14 protein-coding genes are annotated in these 18,966 nt (G+C 57.1%); all 14 read left to right on the top strand.

From position 1 onward, the window contains the following. Nucleotides 1-173: 173 nt before the first annotated feature. The 14 genes from LT948_RS29120 (at nucleotide 174) to LT948_RS29055 (ending at nucleotide 18,959) form a co-directional block, all read left to right on the top strand. Entirely contained in the window at nucleotides 174-1,337 is a 1,164-nt protein-coding gene (locus tag LT948_RS29120; protein ID WP_010792561.1) for a type II secretion system F family protein, read from the top strand. A gap of 8 nt (nucleotides 1,338-1,345) precedes the next feature. After that, nucleotides 1,346-1,861, top strand: a complete 516-nt coding sequence (locus tag LT948_RS29115; RefSeq protein ID WP_010792560.1) for a type II secretion system protein — start codon at nucleotides 1,346-1,348, stop codon at nucleotides 1,859-1,861. Beyond that, nucleotides 1,842-2,861, top strand: a complete 1,020-nt coding sequence (locus tag LT948_RS29110; protein ID WP_019484910.1) for a type II secretion system protein — start codon at nucleotides 1,842-1,844, stop codon at nucleotides 2,859-2,861. Before LT948_RS29115 ends, LT948_RS29110 begins: the two co-directional genes overlap by 20 nt. 113 nt (nucleotides 2,862-2,974) lie before the next feature. After that, a complete protein-coding gene (locus LT948_RS29105) occupies nucleotides 2,975-4,057 on the top strand; it encodes a radical SAM protein (protein WP_034000311.1) in 1,083 nt (360 codons plus the stop codon). After that, a complete protein-coding gene (locus LT948_RS29100) occupies nucleotides 4,057-5,199 on the top strand; it encodes a radical SAM/SPASM domain-containing protein (RefSeq protein WP_010792557.1) in 1,143 nt (380 codons plus the stop codon). The genes LT948_RS29105 and LT948_RS29100 overlap by 1 nt, the downstream gene beginning before the upstream one ends. Then, nucleotides 5,196-6,314, top strand: coding sequence for a radical SAM protein (locus tag LT948_RS29095; protein WP_010792556.1), 1,119 nt, complete (start codon nucleotides 5,196-5,198; stop codon nucleotides 6,312-6,314). Before LT948_RS29100 ends, LT948_RS29095 begins: the two co-directional genes overlap by 4 nt. A gap of 37 nt (nucleotides 6,315-6,351) precedes the next feature. After that, a complete protein-coding gene (locus tag LT948_RS29090; RefSeq protein ID WP_010792555.1) occupies nucleotides 6,352-6,726 on the top strand; it encodes a hypothetical protein in 375 nt (124 codons plus the stop codon). 11 nt (nucleotides 6,727-6,737) lie between these two features. Beyond that, the gene (locus tag LT948_RS29085; protein ID WP_010792554.1) at nucleotides 6,738-7,982 is read left to right on the top strand and encodes a hypothetical protein; all 1,245 of its coding nucleotides are present in this window, start codon (nucleotides 6,738-6,740) and stop codon (nucleotides 7,980-7,982) included. Between the two features lie 41 nt (nucleotides 7,983-8,023). After that, nucleotides 8,024-9,088 (top strand): radical SAM/SPASM domain-containing protein, encoded by a 1,065-nt coding sequence (locus LT948_RS29080; protein ID WP_010792553.1) that lies wholly within the window; start codon nucleotides 8,024-8,026, stop codon nucleotides 9,086-9,088. Further along, on the top strand, nucleotides 9,081-10,805 hold the full coding sequence (locus LT948_RS29075; RefSeq protein ID WP_010792552.1) for a radical SAM protein: 1,725 nt from the start codon (nucleotides 9,081-9,083) through the stop codon (nucleotides 10,803-10,805). Before LT948_RS29080 ends, LT948_RS29075 begins: the two co-directional genes overlap by 8 nt. Before the next feature lie 46 nt (nucleotides 10,806-10,851). Continuing rightward, a complete protein-coding gene (locus LT948_RS29070) occupies nucleotides 10,852-12,687 on the top strand; it encodes a radical SAM protein (RefSeq protein WP_010792551.1) in 1,836 nt (611 codons plus the stop codon). Then, nucleotides 12,678-16,145 carry a PEP-utilizing enzyme gene (locus LT948_RS29065; RefSeq protein WP_010792550.1) on the top strand — a complete coding sequence of 1,156 codons (3,468 nt, stop codon included), beginning with the start codon at nucleotides 12,678-12,680 and terminating at the stop codon, nucleotides 16,143-16,145. The genes LT948_RS29070 and LT948_RS29065 overlap by 10 nt, the downstream gene beginning before the upstream one ends. Continuing rightward, nucleotides 16,138-17,781, top strand: a complete 1,644-nt coding sequence (locus LT948_RS29060) for a radical SAM protein (protein ID WP_010792549.1) — start codon at nucleotides 16,138-16,140, stop codon at nucleotides 17,779-17,781. The genes LT948_RS29065 and LT948_RS29060 overlap by 8 nt, the downstream gene beginning before the upstream one ends. Continuing rightward, nucleotides 17,778-18,959, top strand: coding sequence for an SPASM domain-containing protein (locus LT948_RS29055; protein ID WP_010792548.1), 1,182 nt, complete (start codon nucleotides 17,778-17,780; stop codon nucleotides 18,957-18,959). Before LT948_RS29060 ends, LT948_RS29055 begins: the two co-directional genes overlap by 4 nt. The last annotated feature ends 7 nt before the right edge of the window (nucleotides 18,960-18,966 follow it).

The raw sequence follows: 18,966 nt of genomic DNA, 5'->3' as shown, positions 1-18,966 counted from the left end.
TGTCACCAGCAACCAGGTGACCATCAGCTACACCATCGACAGCACCGACACCAGCGCCGCTGCCGACCTGGCATCCGCTCTGAACCAGAGCAACAACATCGTGAAGAACTCCGCAACCGCAACCGGTAACACCAAAGTGACCGTGGCGTACCGCTGCAACTAAGGGATTGGCCATGGCCTACTACCAACTGAAGTATCTAGGTGAATCGGGTGGTGTGGTTTCCGTCGGTGTTGAGGCAGAAACCAAAGAGCAGGCCATTGCCATGTCCGGCATCCCCGAGTCGGTCATCCATAGCGTTGCTGTAGACCACCTCGGGGGTATCAAATCGGCCTTGTTCGACAAGAAGTTTCCCCTTGTCGAGCAGGTCCTCATGTTGTCTGCCATTGCTTCGAAAATTTCTTCGGGGAAGACCTTCGGCAAGGCGGTTCAGGAATCAGTGAACTACAAAGCACTGAAGATCACATTTGCTCAAATCGACGCCTGTCAAACCCCCAAAGAGTACCTGTCCCTTCTTCGATTCGACGAAACCGCAGTCCTCCTGGCTGAAGCGGGGGACAAGACAGGGCGATTGCCTGATGCTCTGAACAGGGCATCTAAAGCAATTGCAGAACGTCTGGCAGCGAAGAAAGAGTTCTCTGCTCTTATGAAGAAAGCCATGATCAACGCATGCTTTGGTCTGGGCTTCATCATCGGCATTCCGCTATGGGCAGGGGGAACTATCCACGACTTTATCCATGTACAGCGCCTCGACCTCCAGCTCAACTCCCTGAGCCAGCTGATCTTGCTTCTGCACACGGTCTACACCGAGTACCTGTACGTCCTGCTTGGAATCGCTGCCGGGATCTATGTGTTTCGGGCTCGGGTATGGGAAATGGTGAGGAACCTGCCAGGTTTCTCGTTCCTCAATGAGCGGAACAAGGTGCGGATGGGCCTGGAGTTTGTTCAGACTTATCAGCTACTGCTCAGCAGTGGCTTTACCAATCCCCAAAGTTTCAAGTTCATGATGCAACGCTCTCGGGGCCGTGCACATTCTCTCTATCAAGAAGCTCACGCGCGCCTCGTCGAAGGCCGTGAGCTATCCGATGTTTTCGACAACCCCGAGTGGCCACCACTGATTACTCAGAACCTCCAGGGTTTCGACAACCAGTCACCAGCTGGGCGCGACAACGTGCTGAGCAATATGGCTGATGCTCTAAAGGCCTACTACCTTCGGCACTCGGAGAAGGTGGCCCAGATGTCATCGGTCATCGGATTTTCGATGATGCTCCTGACCATCATGATGTTCGCAATCGGCTTTTACCTGCCCATCATTAACCTTGCGTCGGCCATGCGGTGACTGTGGCTATGGTTCGTTCCCGCGGCTTCACCCTCATCGAGCTGGCCGTCTGCTTGGCAATCGTCGCAGTCATGACGGTTGCGCTCCTTCCAGGCGCAATGGAGAAGTATCAGCAGGGAAAAATCAATTCCTCGATTGAGCAGGCCAGGAACCTGATTCCTGTCTGCGAGATCGCAAGGACAAAAGCCGTGTCCTCGACCGTCGGGGCGAACCTAAAGGTCACCCATACTTATGGATCTCTTACCAACTGGTCGAAAACAGCGGATCTTCAGAACCTGTTGACTGCCGATTACCGCTTGCCAGCTACCAACCCGCTTGGCTCAAACATCCTCGTCAAATTCGACTCACAGCGCTGCTACGTCGCCGTAGATCTGCCTTTCAAGGAAGACAACTACGGTGGATATACCACTGAAAACGTCGGGGCAAACACCCGGATTATCATCACAACCAGGCCGGCGCAGAGCTCCTCTTCCGCCTGGGTGTCTTATCAGAAGCGAATCCTCCATGAAGAAACGACGCGCTAATTTCCAGGCCTCGATGGGAGGCTTCACGCTGATTGAATTGGCGATTGTGCTGGCCGTGATGGCGATGATTGCTGTCTATGCCACACCCAGGTACATGGAGCAGCTCAACCAGAAGCGTGCAATCCTGACTGCGCAGGAAACTCAGTCTTTTCTGGACGCTGCGCGCTCATACCGCATGCAGAATGGCTCGTGGCCAGGCCAAGCAAGCAGCTGTGCAAATGCCAAGAGCGTGCTTGAGAGCACCTCACCACCAACACTTGCCGGCATCAGCGCAACCAACAAGTACAACCAGGCAGTTACCCCAGCTTGCAATGCAAACACGTTCTCGATCACCCAAAGCATTGCTCAAGACTGGGATGGTGTAGTCGCGAACAACCTGCCTGGGACAGTAATCAGCAATGCAGCGACATACACCATTCGTTCAACGATCGGGATTCCAGGCAGTGAGCCCGCACTGAACTCTAAGCTTTCTCGAGTCTACACCGGTGACCCTGAGATGAATCGGATGCGCACCCCGTTGTTGCTTGGGGGAAATTCGATCAATGAAGTTTCGAACATGTATCTGAACAACGGTGGTGCGGATGCTCGAGTAAGAACGGATGCTGGGCGCTTGATCCTCAGCACGCCCTATGGCGGCGAGGTGGCCATCGAGAATGGGACCAACCTTTCGGTTGAAAACGTAACCCTTCGTCAACGGGGGAACGCCAACCTCATCGATCTGCTGCCGAATTTCGTGCAGAAGGGAACCTACCTTGTCCGACACAGCGACGGAGTTATAAAGCCTGCGTGCCCGGGCGGAGGATCTGCAAGGGCATCTCTGCGCCCAGGAACAATGCGTGGTGGCTGGCAGGAGGGAGAGGTAAACCACGGAGCCTTCGGCTTCGAGTACCGGCTCCTCGACTACGGCAGCTACTGGATCGTTTCGACCAATATCATTGGCTCTGAGGTAGAGCGGAACAACCTTCAGTCGCTTGTCGACGTCTACTGCTATTACCCCTAATGCCATATTCAGTCGTTATTGCTAAGCCAACCAAAAACTGCAACGCGGACTGCACCTACTGCTCTGCGCCTCCTGACGGCGCGGACAGTTGGTCGCTTGATGATTTCAAGCGGATGTTCGATCGCCTGCAGCCGTCGTTCACGCCAAACATCGACTGGATCTGGCATGGCGGTGAGCCGATGCTCATGGGCCCTGATTTCTTCGAAGCCTGCGCTGAGTACGCATTGGCCCAGCATGGTGGTGTGCACTTTGCAATCCAAACCAACCTTCTGGGGTACAAGTCTGAACGATGGAAGCGAGTGTTCTCGGAAATCTTTGAGGGCCGGGTATCTACAAGTTTCGACCCTTACAAGAAATACCGCACGGTAAAAGGCTCCGCTGAGACGTATGACCGTCTGTTCTGGCGAGCAATGGACCAGGTAATCGCCGACGACTTTCGACCGCTCGTAATCGGAGTTTACGATGAAGGGGCGGCTACGGCCGCGATGGACATGTATGAGCGAGCCCTCTCATATGGCTCAGCAGGATTCGACATCCGGTTCAACTACGCCTACCCCGCCGGTCGTGCCAGGGAGGCGGGTATGCTCATTGCCCCAACGACTTATGGACAGATGCTTGTAGATCTCTACGATCGCTGGATTGATGAAGTCCCGGTATTCCGCATTACGCCGCTGGACTTGATGCTGCAGAAGGTGGCTGGCTACAAGAGCATGCTGTGCCCCTGGACGAAGTCCTGTGGAGGTCGGTTCCTGACCATCGATCCTGATGGCTCGGTGTACAACTGTAGCGAATTCAGCGATTTCGGCGACAAGCGCTTTCGCTTCGGTAACATCCTTACCGGTGAGGTGCAGGAAGCGAAACCAGTTGAGGTCAAGTTCTACTCTGGTGCCGACATCGCTCCCGCGCTGGCCGCATCACCTGCCTCCCGAGAAATCATGGGGCGAGCAGTCAACCTTCCGCCAGACTGCAAGACATGCCCGCATTTCACCGAATGCGAGGGCGGCTGTGCCCGCGATGCCGTGCTCTTCGAAAGAGGGATGGGGGGCAAGTTCGGCTATTGCCAGAGCTGGAAGATGGTTTTCAATCGACTCAAGCAGTCGGTTGTGACTGGTGAGGCTGACCGTATTCTCTACAAGCTCGGCATCACTCCCGAGAGCGCCCGCGCGCGACTCTCCGCATACGGGTGGGCGAACTGATGCTTCAGGTCTATCTCAAGCCAACAAACTTCTGCAACGTAGGTTGCGACTTCTGCTACCTCCCAGAGGATGTGCGGGCCAATAAGTCCCGTATGTCGGAGGCTACCCTCCAGGACAGCTTGGATCTGATCCGCAACCTGGCCGAACGGGAGGGGCACGACCGAGTCTCCATCCTGTACCACGGAGGCGAGCCGCTAAGTATGAGTGCCGGGGTACTCATGGATCTCTCGGACAAGGTGCGGCGCGGCCTCTCCGGTATTGAAATTCAGGAAGCCATCCAGACCTCGCTCATTCCACTGCGCAGTTCACACATCCCATTCTTGCAGGAGCGGTGTGATGGCTTCGTCGGCTCCTCTATCGACTTCAGCGGCCGCACCATACAGGGCTCCAATAACAAGTACATCGATCTTTGGCTGGAGAAGGTCCACCTGGCCCGCTCCCATAGTCTTCACGTGGGCCCAATCATGGTGCCGACGCGCAATGAGCTTGGTCGAGTAGCGGAGATCTATGGGTGGTTCAAAGAACACGGGTTCACCCATTTCAACATCGAGCGGTACAACCCCTACGGGGCCGACGGAGACCGCCCAAGCAACAAGGAACACAGCGATTTTCTGAGCGACCTGTTCGATGTGTCGATAGAGGACTTGCGACGGACCGGTTCCTGCGTAACGAACAATGCCGTGGCAGCGGCCATTGGTGGGGTATTGCACAACCAACCCGGCGAGCGCTGGGGCGGAACCTGCCAGCGCGACTTTCTAGTGATTAATCCTGACGGGGCGCTCAACACCTGCCCGGATCGGATGGAGTACGAGACGGACCTTTGGCCAAAGGTCCAGGATGGCATCGATGCCTTCCAGTCCAGCCCTGAGCGATTGGGCTGGATCAAGGTTCAGCACATCGACCACATCGAGAATCACTGCCGTAAGTGCGAGTTCCGTTCATGGTGCAAGAGCGGCTGCCCAATCACTGATCACCAGGTTCATACCGGTGCAGGGGAGTGTGCCGGCTATCGATCACACCTAGCGAAAGTCAAAGAGTTCGTTGCCAACGAAGAGGGACGCCGATTTGCTACCGGCTACCTGTCCGCGGCAGGCGCGCTGCCCTTTGACCCGTACACCATCGGGCTGGAGCGCATCGCATGAGCAAGGGTGCACCCGACTTCGATCACATGATCTATGTGCGGCTCATCGAGGCATGCAATCTCCACTGCCAACACTGTTTCATCCCCAACAATCCGAAGCGGATGGACTGGAACAATATCGAGCAGATTCCGGCGAAGGTCCGTTCTTTTGCTCGACCAGGCCAGGTCCTGCTGTTCCAGCTCCACGGGGGGGAGCCAACGCTGGTTGGTCAGGAGTTCATGCGCAAGTCAGTTGTGTTTTTGAAGACTGAACTGTCCGAGTTCGACGTGCGTTTCTCGCTTCAGACGAACTTGATGACCTTCGACCTACGTTGGGCTGAGATCTATCACGAGTTCTTTGATGGCATTGTCGGGGTGTCCTGGGACCCGGAGATACGCCTTATAAGGGCTGGACGTCCCGAATCGAACGAGCAGTTCGAAAATAAGTTCTGGGCCAACATTCAGGCACTCCAAAGCCTTCAGCTGACACCGTACATGGTCATCACGGTGACCAAACCACTGATCAACAGGTTCAGGAACCCAACTGACCTCATTGACTTCCTTCTCGAGCGCGGAATTTCCCTGGCCCACTTTGAGAGGCTGACCAGAACTGGATATGCGATAACCAACTGGGATTGGCTAGGAGTCACGAACCGCGAATACAGCATGTGGATTGGTCGCTTTGCCATGGCCTACAGCCGCTTCATGACTCAGCAGCGGGAAGGTCGGCAGGAACTGAACATCTCTCCGCTGGATGGGCTTATCGCCAGCGTGGAAAGGCTGCGCCGCGGTGAGAGAGGAGGTTACGGGTGTCTCTCCGGCGCTTGTGATACTCGCTTTCACACGTTCGACCAGAACGGCTATTACTCCGCCTGTACTGCGTTGACCTCGGAGCGGGATAACAGGAACGCAGTTGGCGTGACTGTGGTGGAGCACACCCAGCTTGAGACTGCCCGAGAGGAGCGTCAAATGGACTGCTCTACCTGCCAGTTCAAGCCTATTTGTAGCTCAGGTTGTATGGCCACGCCCCGAATGGACGAGAGCCAGGAGTGTGCAGGGGGATACATGACGTTCAGGCTACTGAATGACCACATCGCAACCAGAGATAACCCCGGGTTGATAGCAATCGCTGGGTAAGAATCGGCCCTTTGGGCAAGCAGAAATGGAGGGGAAGATGAAGCAGTTCACCGGCAATCGAGTCATGGTCGCAATCGCGGTCAGCGCCTTGACCGCCAGCGCTTACGCCGAAACTCACAAGTCGTTCACTGTGGAGCAGTCGACTGAAGATCTCGCTGCAGATAAGGAAATCGCCCGTCTGCGCGCCATCCTGGAGATGAACCCGATCAAGCCTATGGTTGAACAACACCAGAAGGTGTTGAGCGAAATCGTCGTGGGCAACATGGTGGGCGGTATCGACAACATGCTGCTGGCGGCCACAGCCACAGCAAAAGATATGGACTCCACCCGGATCGGCGACTGGGGTTACTGCCATAACGCTTGTCATGGTGCCTGCCACGGCGCGTGCCATGGCTCGCGTGGCTGGCGCTGATTGGGGGTTCCATGACAGTTCAAGTTGGAATGAGAGTTTCGGACCTTGAAGGGATCTTCCTTGCACAGTCCAGCCATCTTCAGACTTCGCCCGAACACGAGATCAAGCGGGATGTATCGTACTTCAACGTAGAGTGCGACACGACTCTCAAGCGCATCCCTCGCGATGCCTGTCACTTGGGCTTGCGTGCGCAGAGTCACCCAGACTCACCGGACCTTCCCAGCGACGACTTCACTTTCAGCTTGATCTTGGCTGCCGGCAGTCTCAATTCGGTGTCGATCGACATCCCTTACGATTGCACCGTATCGCCCGACGAATTGCTGATGCACGCTGAATCCTCGGGCTTCAACATCAACCTGCTCCCGCCAGGGCACACCACCGTCGTCGACGAGAAAGTGGAACGCTACTGCGAGGTACTCCGTACCTACGGGAGGATGTGGCTTGCCTCGCCTCAATCGAACATCCGTGTCGCGCCAATCGATGGCTACCTCGAATACCTTTTCGGTGTGGCGGCAGGGCACATTCCGGCATCCATCTCGACCGACGAGATGATGAATACTTTATTCACCGAAGGCATGCCTGAAGTGGTTATGGAGTACGTGAAAGTCGTAATTCACGACGTCATCATGGAGCACTTTGGGACTGAGGATGCTTTCAATGAGATCCTCGAAAAGGTGGCCAAGGCAATTCACCTCAAGCAAGCGCAGTTCCGTGACTCCCGAGCGCGCATCCTGGAGGAAGAGCTCGACCTACGAACACCGTTGCCCAATCTCATTCGGATGGTGAGTAAGTCCACGGGGCTTAGCCTGTCCAACGCTGCCGGCATGCTGTACGAGCTGAAGCACGGAGTCCACACGGTATTGGATAAGTACCTACCACCGGATGAGCCCGCGGTTGAGGGGCAGGCTACCCCTCCGGTGAATACCCGCCAGGCCAAACTCGCCAATGCCTTAGGGGCTGCATTTGCTGCAGCATTCGGTATCGATGAGATGGACCAGGCATGGGCAGGCGTCGAGTCCACCCTGCAGGTGCAAGAGCGCATCAACCTCGATCACGGAACTGTTCAACCTGGTTCCGTTGCGTCGCGCATAGCCGTGGCGATGGACGTTGAGCCGAAGATTGCAGCGCTGGCCACTGGTGAGTTTCTTTCCATGATTCGAGCAGTTCTTGAGGCTGGAAACCATGTGAGCCCGCCTCCGCCTCCAGCACCCAAACCGGTACCTGCACCCGCCAGCGGCCTTATCGCTGTCGGCTGATCGGTCCCTCATCTCAATGGGATGGGGGATAGGGGGGAGTGATGGCAAAATCTGAAGCAGTTGGGTTCATCAACGTAACTCGCCAGTGCAACGTTGACTGTAAGCGCTGCTATTTAACCGAGGCCAACCGGGCCGCCGGTGAGCGACTCCCCACCTACACGCTTGCAGCCTTCCTGACATCCGATTTCTGGGCAGACCGGCCGGTGACCCTGATCTGGGAAGGTGGAGAGCCAACGATCGTGGGCCCTAGTCGCATGCAGTTGTACGTGGACCAGGCCCGAGGCCTACTCCCACACGCTTCCCAGACCATGGTGACCAACTGCTTTTCTGTCCCCAATTGGCTCATTGATCTCTCTCATTCGGCTTTCAACGGCCAGGTTGAGACAACCTTCGCCCTAGGGCACAAGTTCAGCCTATCGGGCTCAGAAGATCTGTATACCCGGCGTTTCCTCACTGGCCTGAACCGCTTCTGGGATGCGGGTGTGGTGTGTACCGTCAACGTCGAACTCAATTCCGAGACCATAAAGCGCGGCCCGACCGCGTTGGCGGAGCTTATGCTCTCCACGAAGGCTAAGGTCTGGGAGTTCGACATCTCTGTTGACTTCCGGACCTTCCTGGCAGAGCCAATCTACCAAGCATCCTCGGCGCCGGAGCTCCCGCTCACCGCAAGCTATGCAGCCGTTTGGACCTTCCTTCACACGCTGGAAGCCACCCATGGCCGGCAGCTTAGGGACGCCGGGATTACCATCGGCGCACTGGAGCAGGTAGCCGGCGAGGCCAACAACCAATTCAACGTCCTGTCAGAAGATCGATTTCTGACCCTGAACCCGGACGGATCTGTAACGACAAACCCCCTCTATTCCGATCTCGAAGGGACGTTCCTTGGAAACCTCCAAGACGCACCTCTTGACGAATTGCTCTCATCACCCCGGCGCCTGGCCCGCGTTATTGCCGAACGGCGCCGTCTCCTGCCTTGCAGGTCCTGCCCTCATTTCAGCTACTGCTCCGGCGGACCCGCCCATGTGCCAGTCACCGATGGCTCTGGGGAGTGCGCGGGTGGGAAGGGAATGTGGGACCTGCTACTGGAGAAGATGCGCTGTGCATAAACAATCCCGGTTGAATCAGGCCAACATCAGCATCACCGCTACCCGATGGTGCAATCGGCGGTGCACTCACTGCTACATCGATCCGTCGGAGTTGGCCAATCCCGTCGAGATGGAGGAAGGGGTTTTCAGGGGGATTTTCGACCGTGTCCGAGACCTCGTAGCCCTGGACCGCGGTTTGGAGGAGGTCGAGTGGGAAATCATCGGCGGCGAGATCACCAAGATGCCAGTCGAGTTCTGGCGTCGAAATTTGCCGTTCGCCCTAGAGCAATGCCGGGACTTCAACGCACAACTCAAGACACCGGGCTCGGTCAACGTCCTATCCAACCTCATTTTCTCTGACCAGCGCAGGCGAGCCGACTACATCGACCTGTTCAACCAGTACGGCGATTGGCCGGAAATGTGCGTTTACACCTCGTGGGAGCCGGAAACCAACCGCTTCGGTAAGCGAGATAAGCTGATGCCCGCCTGGCGCGAGACTGTCAGCGCCCTGAAGGTGCGGCAAAAGATCCTCGACGTCATCCTCACCAAGACCACGGTCGAATTGGGGCCGGACTATCTGTTGGAACAGTTCCTGCCGCTGGGTGTCACCGACTTCAGCATCAAGATGATCAGCCCTTACGGCTCAGGCAAGGCGTTCTGGCAGCCGAACATGATCAGCTTCGCCCAGATGAGTGACTACCTGTGCAGGCTCTTCGAGATAGCGCCTAAAGGCATCACCTTCACGCCGGCAGACGAGATGACGAGCGCCATGTTCCGAGGCACCAGCTATCAGTGCATCGGCAACTTCCGCTATGACCTGGCGGTTGAGCCAGACGGCCTCACCAGCTTCAATGCCTCACAGACCACTTCGGAGGCCGCCCTCGGTGACACCAGGATCTACATCGACGATCCGGATTGGGCGTTCAAGGTTCTTGCGGACAACACCTCGGAGCTGGATAACAAACTCTCCCGCTACCACGACTACTGCTTCCAATGTGAGTTCCACTCCTACTGCGCGGGCGGCTGGTACCACTATCGAATTGCCGAACCGGAGGATGTACGAGCATGGGACTCAGCTGAGTGCCCTGGCTACAAGCGCCTCTGGTCGAAAGTGAAGGATCGATTCGGGGAGTTCGATACACGGATGAACACTCACCATGAAGCTATGCGTGCCATCCTCAAGTCACCGACGGATAGCGTCACATCCAAACAGGTCCATGACGAGATCGCCGGCCAAGGCTTGGCTTTTTACGCCTGGCTAAAGCAGGTGGAGAATGCTCGGGTTGCTCTGAACCCTGGAGCCCAAATCGGCAGACCGCTCATGGAGCGAATCTGGGCGTACCAGGCTGTAGGAGCAACGATAAACCTAAGCTGTGACGATTTTGGAATTCTTTCCAACGATCTGAAACGCCTGGTGATTGAGCACCTGGTATACGGGGACACCCCGGCTCTGCAGCTGGACCCCGCGATGGTCTGGGAGTGGGTGAGAACCTCGCCAGATGACCAGTTGGCCGCAATCGTGGAGGAAACCTCTCTACTAGCCCAGGGTCTGCAAGTGAAGGACAAGGACCTCATTCTGGCCGGCCACAATACTCAACTGCTGCGCTGGGTGCTCTCCCATCCCTCGCCGGCGGGGCCCCCTGCAGGTGAGCACCCTGAGCCAGAGATCAAACTCGTATCGATGCAACTCCAGCGCGAGGCCTCGCTGAGATCCACCAAAATGCGGAACCCGATTTAGCATCCCTTTTTCCAAATTAGGGGCACTCGGTTTCCACTATTAGGGCATGAACATTCTGCCCTACGCCCTTCCACGCAATCGGTCGATCGAGATGATGAGTACCACCATCTCGACCAATCTCAATTGCAACCTGGCCTGCAAGCACTGTTATATCCAACCAGACCTGCTCAGGCGCAAGGAATACATAGACGAGGCAACCTTCCGTCGCGAAGTGGAGGTTATCGTCGAGGCATTCCATCTCGACCAGTCCGTCACCTATCTGCATTTAGACGTGCTGGGGGGGGAGGCGACGCTGATGCCCTTCGAATTCTGGGAGCGGAACTTACCTTGGGTTCTGGACCGTATTTCCGACCTGAATGCTGCCGGCACGCCTACCGAGTTCACCTTCTGCTCGAATCTCATGTGGAAGGATGACCGCTACCTGGATTTGCTTAGGCAGTTCAAGGGGCATCCCGCAATGGACATTGCGATCCCCTTCGAGGGACCAGAGAGTGGCCGGTTCGGCAAAAACATGGCCATCTTCCCCAAATACCTTGAACGAATCGAAGCGCTGGGCGAGTGCAACATGCTCAACCTGGTGTTGGTGATGGGGCAGGGCCTCATAGACCTTGGTCCGCAGTACATCATCGACACCTTCGTGAAGCGCGGGATCAGCGACGTGACCTGCGACATGATCTTCCCGTGGGGATCAGGCCGGTCCTACTTTGATCGAGCGCAGCCGTACTACCGTGACGTGGCCCGTTTCATTGAGGATTTGACTGAACTTGGCGCTCCCTACGGCCTGACTGTCGACCATCTGGACGACATGAGGAAGTCTCTCCGCACACTTTCCCGTTCTCAGAACACACTCAACGACGCCTACGAGTACCACTGGGATCACCGCGGGGAGCTATCGCTGAACCCGAACCAAACCGGTACTGAGGCGGTGCGCCCATACATCAACCTGAATGTTTGGGATCGGAATGCCGCGCTGAAGGTGGTTTGGGGGAACAACAGCGAGCTCGATGCAAAACTGTCCTACGAGCATGACTTCTGCCGAGGGTGTGCCTACCTGCAGGCCTGCAACTCCGGTTGGTACCCTCACAAGCAGCTCTCACCTGAAGTGCTCGGAAAGTACATGGCTGCTCCGGAAGGGGAGTTCAGTTGCCCAGGGTTCTTCCAGCTATGGGAAAAGCAGGCTCAGACCAGCTTCGATCAAGTGGGTGTGACGCGATACGGCAATGCCCGCCGCGAGAGAAGGATCAGAGCTATCGCACGGGCGGCTGCCGGCGAGGCCACAGCCTTCTTCGAAACCAATTATGTCGACGACTACGAAGGCTATTTTGATGCAGTGAGATCTGCCGTCGTGGTGCGGGTGATACCCGAAATGCTCTTCGGCTGCACCGTCCGGCAGCGGCTGTGGTTCTACGATCGCCTGGGCAAACAAGTCGTCTTCGAGGGTGGACTAAGTCGCTTCGGCGAGGAAGCTTCCATCATCGCGCATTCGCTGGCCGGCAATTATCACTCCCTTGGGATCGATGATGCCCTCATCTGGGACTTTGTTCGCCGTCGGCCCGATCACCACCTGTCTGGCTTCATCCTGGATGCCGTGCAGTTGGCCAGGTGGATGGACCTACCAATTGAAGTTGTAGGCGGTTTCCCACGGTGGAACAGCGGGCTTGAAGTGTCCTTCAAGTTCGAGGACCTGATCATGTGGGGGATGACTTGCGCCGTGCCTGCAGACATTGCCGACTCTTTGGACCAGCGCCGTGACCATTTCCTGACCCCGGATGCTTACGAGTACCTGTCACGCATCCACCTGCAGGCCGTGTCTTTTTCGCGAAAGGCGCACGCGGCAATCAGGGACTGGCAGATCACAAAAGAGAGGATGACATGCGTCTGACTTGGATTCTGGGCGCATGTGCCCTGGGACTGTCCTGCAACGCGCAAGCCTTCCCCGTCGTTATCGCCGGTGGCGCAATGCTCCTCGGCGGACCGTCAACGGTAATTGCACTACTGATCGCCGCTGGCGTCTTTGGGTACCTCCGATTCTGTTCGGGCAAGCATGGCAAGGTGAAAAGCCTGGCGTTGGGATTCGCCGCTGGGTTGGCCGTGCTGGCGCTGGTGCTCAATGATCAGCGGGCGAGTCAGTTGGATGCGAATTTCATCGACTCAGGTTCGCCGGCTGAACGCATAACCGAGATTCCGTTTCGGGAAGTTGCTCTGGATGAGCAGGCGCAGATGCCAACGGCTATGGACCCGGCAGAGTTCATCGACAGTTTGGCCAAGCGCACCATCCGCGCGGTTCGAATTGACCCAATGCCTGAACCGTTCTTCCAGGATTTCGGAAATGGAGTGTCGGCGAAAGAGCTCGGCAAAAGCCCAGCTAAATTGCTGGCGCTGATTCGTGAATCGTCGGTGCCAGTGGTGCTTATCGACCAGTATGGAAGCTCGGCCGCTGCTATCTCAGAGGCTCTGAAGGCCCGACTCGGTATTGAGGTTCGATTTCTGGTCGGTGGCACTAAATCTCTGCATCCATACGGCTGGAAGCACCTTGCAAATGAGGAAGACCCTCGGGCCATCCTGCCAAGCCAATTCCCAAAGGTGATTGCCGCAACACCTGGCTTGCAGATCATAAGTGACACAACCCGGGACCAGTTTGAACATGACGGCTGGCTTCATGGCGACATGATTTCGGATCTTCCAACCTTCCTCGCCGGTCTGGATAACATCGTCGCCACCATCGGCGATCGGCCTATCCTGATCTCTGCGGCGGAAGGTTACTTCACCGGTAATACCTGGGTAATCCTAACTCTCCTCAGGTCCCGAGGCCTCGATCCTCAGTTCATCCTTCCGACTGAGGATGAGCTTCTGGTAAAGCCACCGTACTACCGGCATTTTAAGAATGACGAACGACTATTCGGCAACTCGGAGACGTTTTCCTACTTAGAACGCAAGCCTCGTGTCGTGTTTCTGGACTTCCAGCCAGCTGCAGACTGGGCAACTACCCGCGAACGCATCCGCGGGACAGTCCACATCGACATGGAAAAGGTCGCCAGAGGCCAGATGGCCGAGGAGTTGGCCAAGCTGGACCCTACTGCCACTTACGCCGGACTGGGCTATGACCGGCGCAGCAGTTACCACTCACTGTTGGCCGGCGAATACCTGTCGGAAAAGGGGGCCGGCTGGCTGGGCATCAACACTGAGCCGGAGCTATTTAGCCGAGAGCGACTGTCGAATCCCGACCTGTACGACGGTTGGCGCGAATTCTCGGCCAAGGCCCGCAATGAACTTGGCGAGGCGGGCTTCAAGGCCGTTTCCCTTCTGGGAGATGGCATAAAGGGCTATCTCCTGTTCAGCGCCTTACTGGCCCTAGTGTTGACCATCGCCTTCTGCGCAACTCCAACGGTGGCCGCTAAGGGGCTGGTTGCGGTTGCAGCACTCGGCGTCTTCCAGGTTTCTAGCTGGACCCTTGAAGAGTGGGTACGAGCCGACGTGCCTACGGACTGGGTTGTCGCTGTGCAACTGACGGCAGGTCTTCTAAGTGCTCTCTGCTGGACGGCGCACCGGCGCTATCGGAAAAGACGGTTCACTGTCCCATTGGGCGTACATCCTACCGACCTACCAGAGAAGATTCGCTTACTGGCCGAAGCTGCGGAGCATGGCTTCCACGTCCTGCCTGGCGTCGTCATCACCCCTGCCCTGGTCAATTCGACGGGTAGACATCTCCCACGCTGGGCACGCATGAAGCCAACTATTGTTCGCTCTGCTGCACGGTCGGAGAGCTGTGAGGCGACGACTATTGGAATCTACGACTCCCTATACGCCGACGGCGAGCACCAGGTCTGGGCCTCGGCCGCTCAGGTCATTGCCGAGATAGAGCGCTCTGGAGAGGAGGGTATGTGTTTCGTTCAGCCCCGGATTCAAGGCCAAACATTCGGGGTGGCTATGTTCGGTACCGAAGCCGATGACCACATGATCATTTGCGAAGGAGGCCATGCTGACCAGGTTACGGCAGGCACCGCGGCAACGTCGCGTTTTGCAGTACCGATATGGGATGTAAACAGGCTCGACCCAAGAGACCGGGCTGTCTGCCGGGTGCTGCTGCGCCTGCAGCGAGTTATGGGCGCCACGAGTATTGAGTGGGCCCGCTCGGTATCGGGGAAGCTGACCATCCTGCAGGTCAGCACTGACCAACTCGGAAGAATAGGCCTCAAGCACCGTATATCCAAAAACACTCGCCGCTTCGTCGTTGCTCCAGTAGCACACACCGGCAAGCTGGAAGCTGCCGTACTCGCCGCTTGCGCAATCAAGGGGGAGCAACTGACCGTAGGCAGGTACCGGCTGGTTCAAGCCAAGTCTTTCATTGGCGGATTGTTGTCGCTCTATCAGGACATTTCCTCGGCAGTTGACTACACCCGGATGTCCCCGACCATTGCATTTCCCTCCGCGGCGATCATTGAAGCTTTCGAAACAGAGCATCGGGAACGACTGGCGCAGCGCACTTTATGGCTCCCCGACCTCTCTGCCGACACCGAACAGCTGATTGCAGCGGTCACCCACGACCTTGGTCGAATTCGGGACGTGTACGGGCGATTCAACCGGTTGGCGACTCTGGCAGCTGAACTCCGTATCAAGGCGCGCATCAAGGGTTTTTCGCGGCCACTATCCTCGACTGTACTTGGCGCGGCATTGGAAGAGGCAGAGGCGGACGCCCGGGCCGATCTGCTTGAGCGCATGGGATGCCTTTCGCTGAATGGCTTCGCTATCCAGGGTAAGTCGAGTCTGGACGGAGACGATCTTCTCGGCGGCGTTATACAGGCTACCGACTCTCCAATGGCTTGGCTGAAGGATGAAAGTGCGGTGCAGGTCATGTACGAACTGAAGCGCTTGCGCCCATTGCTCGCCGAGATCGAGCAACGTGGGGCAGTCAACTCCCTCATGTCAGCCCTAGACGTTTCAGTTGGTACCGATACTGACTCCAGGGCGGCAGCGCTAGAAACAGTAGCAATGCAAAGCAGGCCTCTCCCGCTGGCCAACCTACTGGCAGGTCATGACCGAGATCTAGGGCTAAACGCCTTCGTATGGGGAGTACCAGCTAAAGGCATCTGCCTGCGGCTGGCCAGCAAAGATGAGTTCCAACCAGGGGACGCACTGCTGATTGACCGAGCGGAAATGAGCTATCTCCCGCTGATAGCGCGCGCAGGCGCGCTTGTCGTTCGCGAAGGTTCTGCGCTGTCTCATCTCATGCAGCACGCCAGGCGTCTTCGAGTGCCGCACGTGGTCGGCGCCGACATTGGGGATCAAAAGGACTCGGCACTGGTGTTCATTTCTGCCTCTGGAGAGGTGTGCCGTGCATAACGCCCTGGACATGCTCAACGTCTGTATTGCACCAACTCGCCTCTGCAACCTCGGCTGTACCCACTGCTACGTGAAGCCAGAGCTGCTCCGGGATAAGGCCATGATGGACGAGGGCCTCTACCGGAAGACCTTCGATAGCATCGAAGCTCTGTTCAAGGCAGACCGGAAAGTCACCAAGATCAACATCGAATTGCTCGGCGGCGAGCTGACTATGATGCCGCTGGCCTACTGGGAAAGAAATCTGCCCTGGACCCTGGAGGTCATGGCCGGATGGGAGCGCGACTACAACGCCGAGGCCGCCCTTATTTGGTGTACCAACCTGATTTTCAAGGACCCAGGGTACATCAGCCTTCTCAACGAGATGGGCCACCGATATGGCTACGGGTTGGATGTGTTTGTACCATGGGAACCTGACACCAATCGGTTCCTGAAGGACGACAAGCTTCTCCCCAGATACTTCAGAACGCTAGAGGCCATCACCGGCATCAAGCGCAAAACCCTCTGCATCACCATGAGCAAGGCCGTAATTGAGCGCGGGCCTAAGTTCATCGTCGAAGAGTTCGTCAGCCGCGGAATCACCGATATCACCTGCGACATGCTCTACCCGGCAGGCAGCGGCAAGAGTTACTTTCACAAGACTTGTACCTACGGCGAAGTGTCCGACTACATCCTTGCTCTGAGCGAGTTGGTGCCCGACGGGGTGACCATCAGCCCGTTGGTGGAAATGGAGACGGCGTCTGTTACCGCGACCCATTTCCACTACCCGGGTAATGACAGCTACGACCTCGAGGTAGAACAGAACGGCGAGGTGACCTTCAACTCCAGCTACACCGGTGACGAGGCGATACAGCCAACTGAACCACTCTCAGTGCAGGACCTGCGGTTCGCGGAAAAGGCAATCTTCAACAATGCCCCAGAGATGCTGGTGCGCCACAGCATGCCCTACGAGGAGTGTGGCACTTGTGAGTTTGCCGTCGTGTGCTCCGGTGGATGGGCGTGGCACAAGAACCTTCACCATAACCTGCGCAGCATCATCGCCGACGGAGACTGTCCTGGCCTAAAGCGGGTATGGCTGCAGGCCAAGGCCAATGCTGGCGCTGAAACCGACCGCTCCAAGTACCTGGCAGTGATGGAAGCCAGGAAGCGGGAAGGGGCGCTTCGGCTCCGGGTTGCAACCGCGAACATTGAGCGCGGCCGGGAAGTCCCCCTGATCGAGGATTCTTTCGCCGGCGCCTACGACAGCTTCTTCAATGAGTTCGACCGACCCCGGCTCGTAGAAATGATGCCAGGCGCCCTGTTCGGGAAGTCTTGGGCCGAACGCTTGTTCTTCTATGATGCGATCGGCGCGCAGATCGACACGCCGAAAAATTGGTATGCAGACGCTGCAGAGGAGGGTGGTGAGGAGCTTTTCCGTCACATCCTGTTTGGCAATTACCAGTACCTGACTTTCGATCCAGTGCGCGTGATCAGCGAAATCCGGTACCGGCAGCAATGGAAGCTCGCGCGCCTGGTTGAAAACATCATCGCTGACCTAGCCGCAGGGAGCCCAGTTCGGGCGCTGTTGGGGGGCGCGCATCTCGATGAAGTGGTGCTGATGTGCCGGGAGGCAATGGCTGCCATGGAGCTCGCCGCATGATTCATCAGCCCTTCACCTTGCACATCCGGATGACGAAGTCATGTAACGCGGACTGCAGCTACTGCAGCAGCTGGATGGAGAATGCCTCGTCGCGGATGTCGCCTGCCGCTTTCATGAAGTCAATTGACTTCATCCTCAACCGAGCACTCCCCCAGATCGGGGCTGCGCCGACGTTCCTATCGGCCCAGTACATAGGGGGCGAAATCCTCACCGTTCCTTACCAAGAGTTGAAGGAGTGCGTTCGGTATTTGCGGAAAGCGTGCGCCCAACACGGAATAGAGATGCAGGATGGTGCCCAGAGCAACCTGATCGGCACTCCGGAGAAAGTTAGTCGACTATACGACCTGTTCGAAGGCCGCCTTGGCACCTCGGTTGACGATTTCAGCCAGGCGCGCACAGTGAAAGGCTCGGCGGACAACTACCGGCTGATCTGGAAAGAGGCAGACCATTACCTTCGAAACCAGCGGAGCACCCCGGGCGCGGTCTTCGTCCTGGATCAGTCAGGCTTGAACTCTGCTAGGCAACAGACTCGGCTCGCCGCACGAGAAGGCCGCATGCTGACACTTCGTCCGCTGTTTCAGGGAGGAACGCCTGGCCAAGCCCTTCAAGGGGCAGAACGGACGATGAAGGCACTCCTAGAGACCTTCGACGACTGGTTTATGCGCTACCCGATTATCGTGGAGCCCTTTTTCCACCTCACCACCGCGCGCGTGGCGTCCTTAGCCGGTGGTAACCACCAGATGCCACATGCCTGCGCATTCCAGGCGGACTGCACTCAGCGGTCTCTCAGCTTGGAGCCGAATGGCGACCTACACGTGTGCCAAGAAATGGCGGACGCGGGGTTATCTCGGGTGGGCAATGCATTGGACGGTGTGATCGATACGGGACTGTTAGAAGCTCTGGCGGCCCGTTCAGGGCGGCTCTCTGCCGACTGCCAGGCCTGTCCATTTGTTAAGGAGTGCCAGGGCGGCTGCATGTTCGAATCGATCCAACAAGGGAACGGCATGTATGGCCGCTCTGCGCACTGTGCGAGTTGGAAGGCGCTTTTCAGACGCATCGATGCCGGCATTCAGGAACACGGACTGGAGGAGGTTAGAGGCTGGCTCCACCGCATCGAAACCCGACATCACAACCACAAGCTAGACGGCCTATTCAAGGCAAGTCTGGCCTCTGCATAGCCGAGGA

Origin of the sequence: Pseudomonas sp. CP-1, from assembly GCF_021213715.1 — a bacterium.
GTDB lineage: Bacteria > Pseudomonadota > Gammaproteobacteria > Pseudomonadales > Pseudomonadaceae > Pseudomonas > Pseudomonas aeruginosa.
Note: the sequence above shows the minus strand (reverse complement) of the source record. Positions and strands in the feature narration are given on the sequence as shown.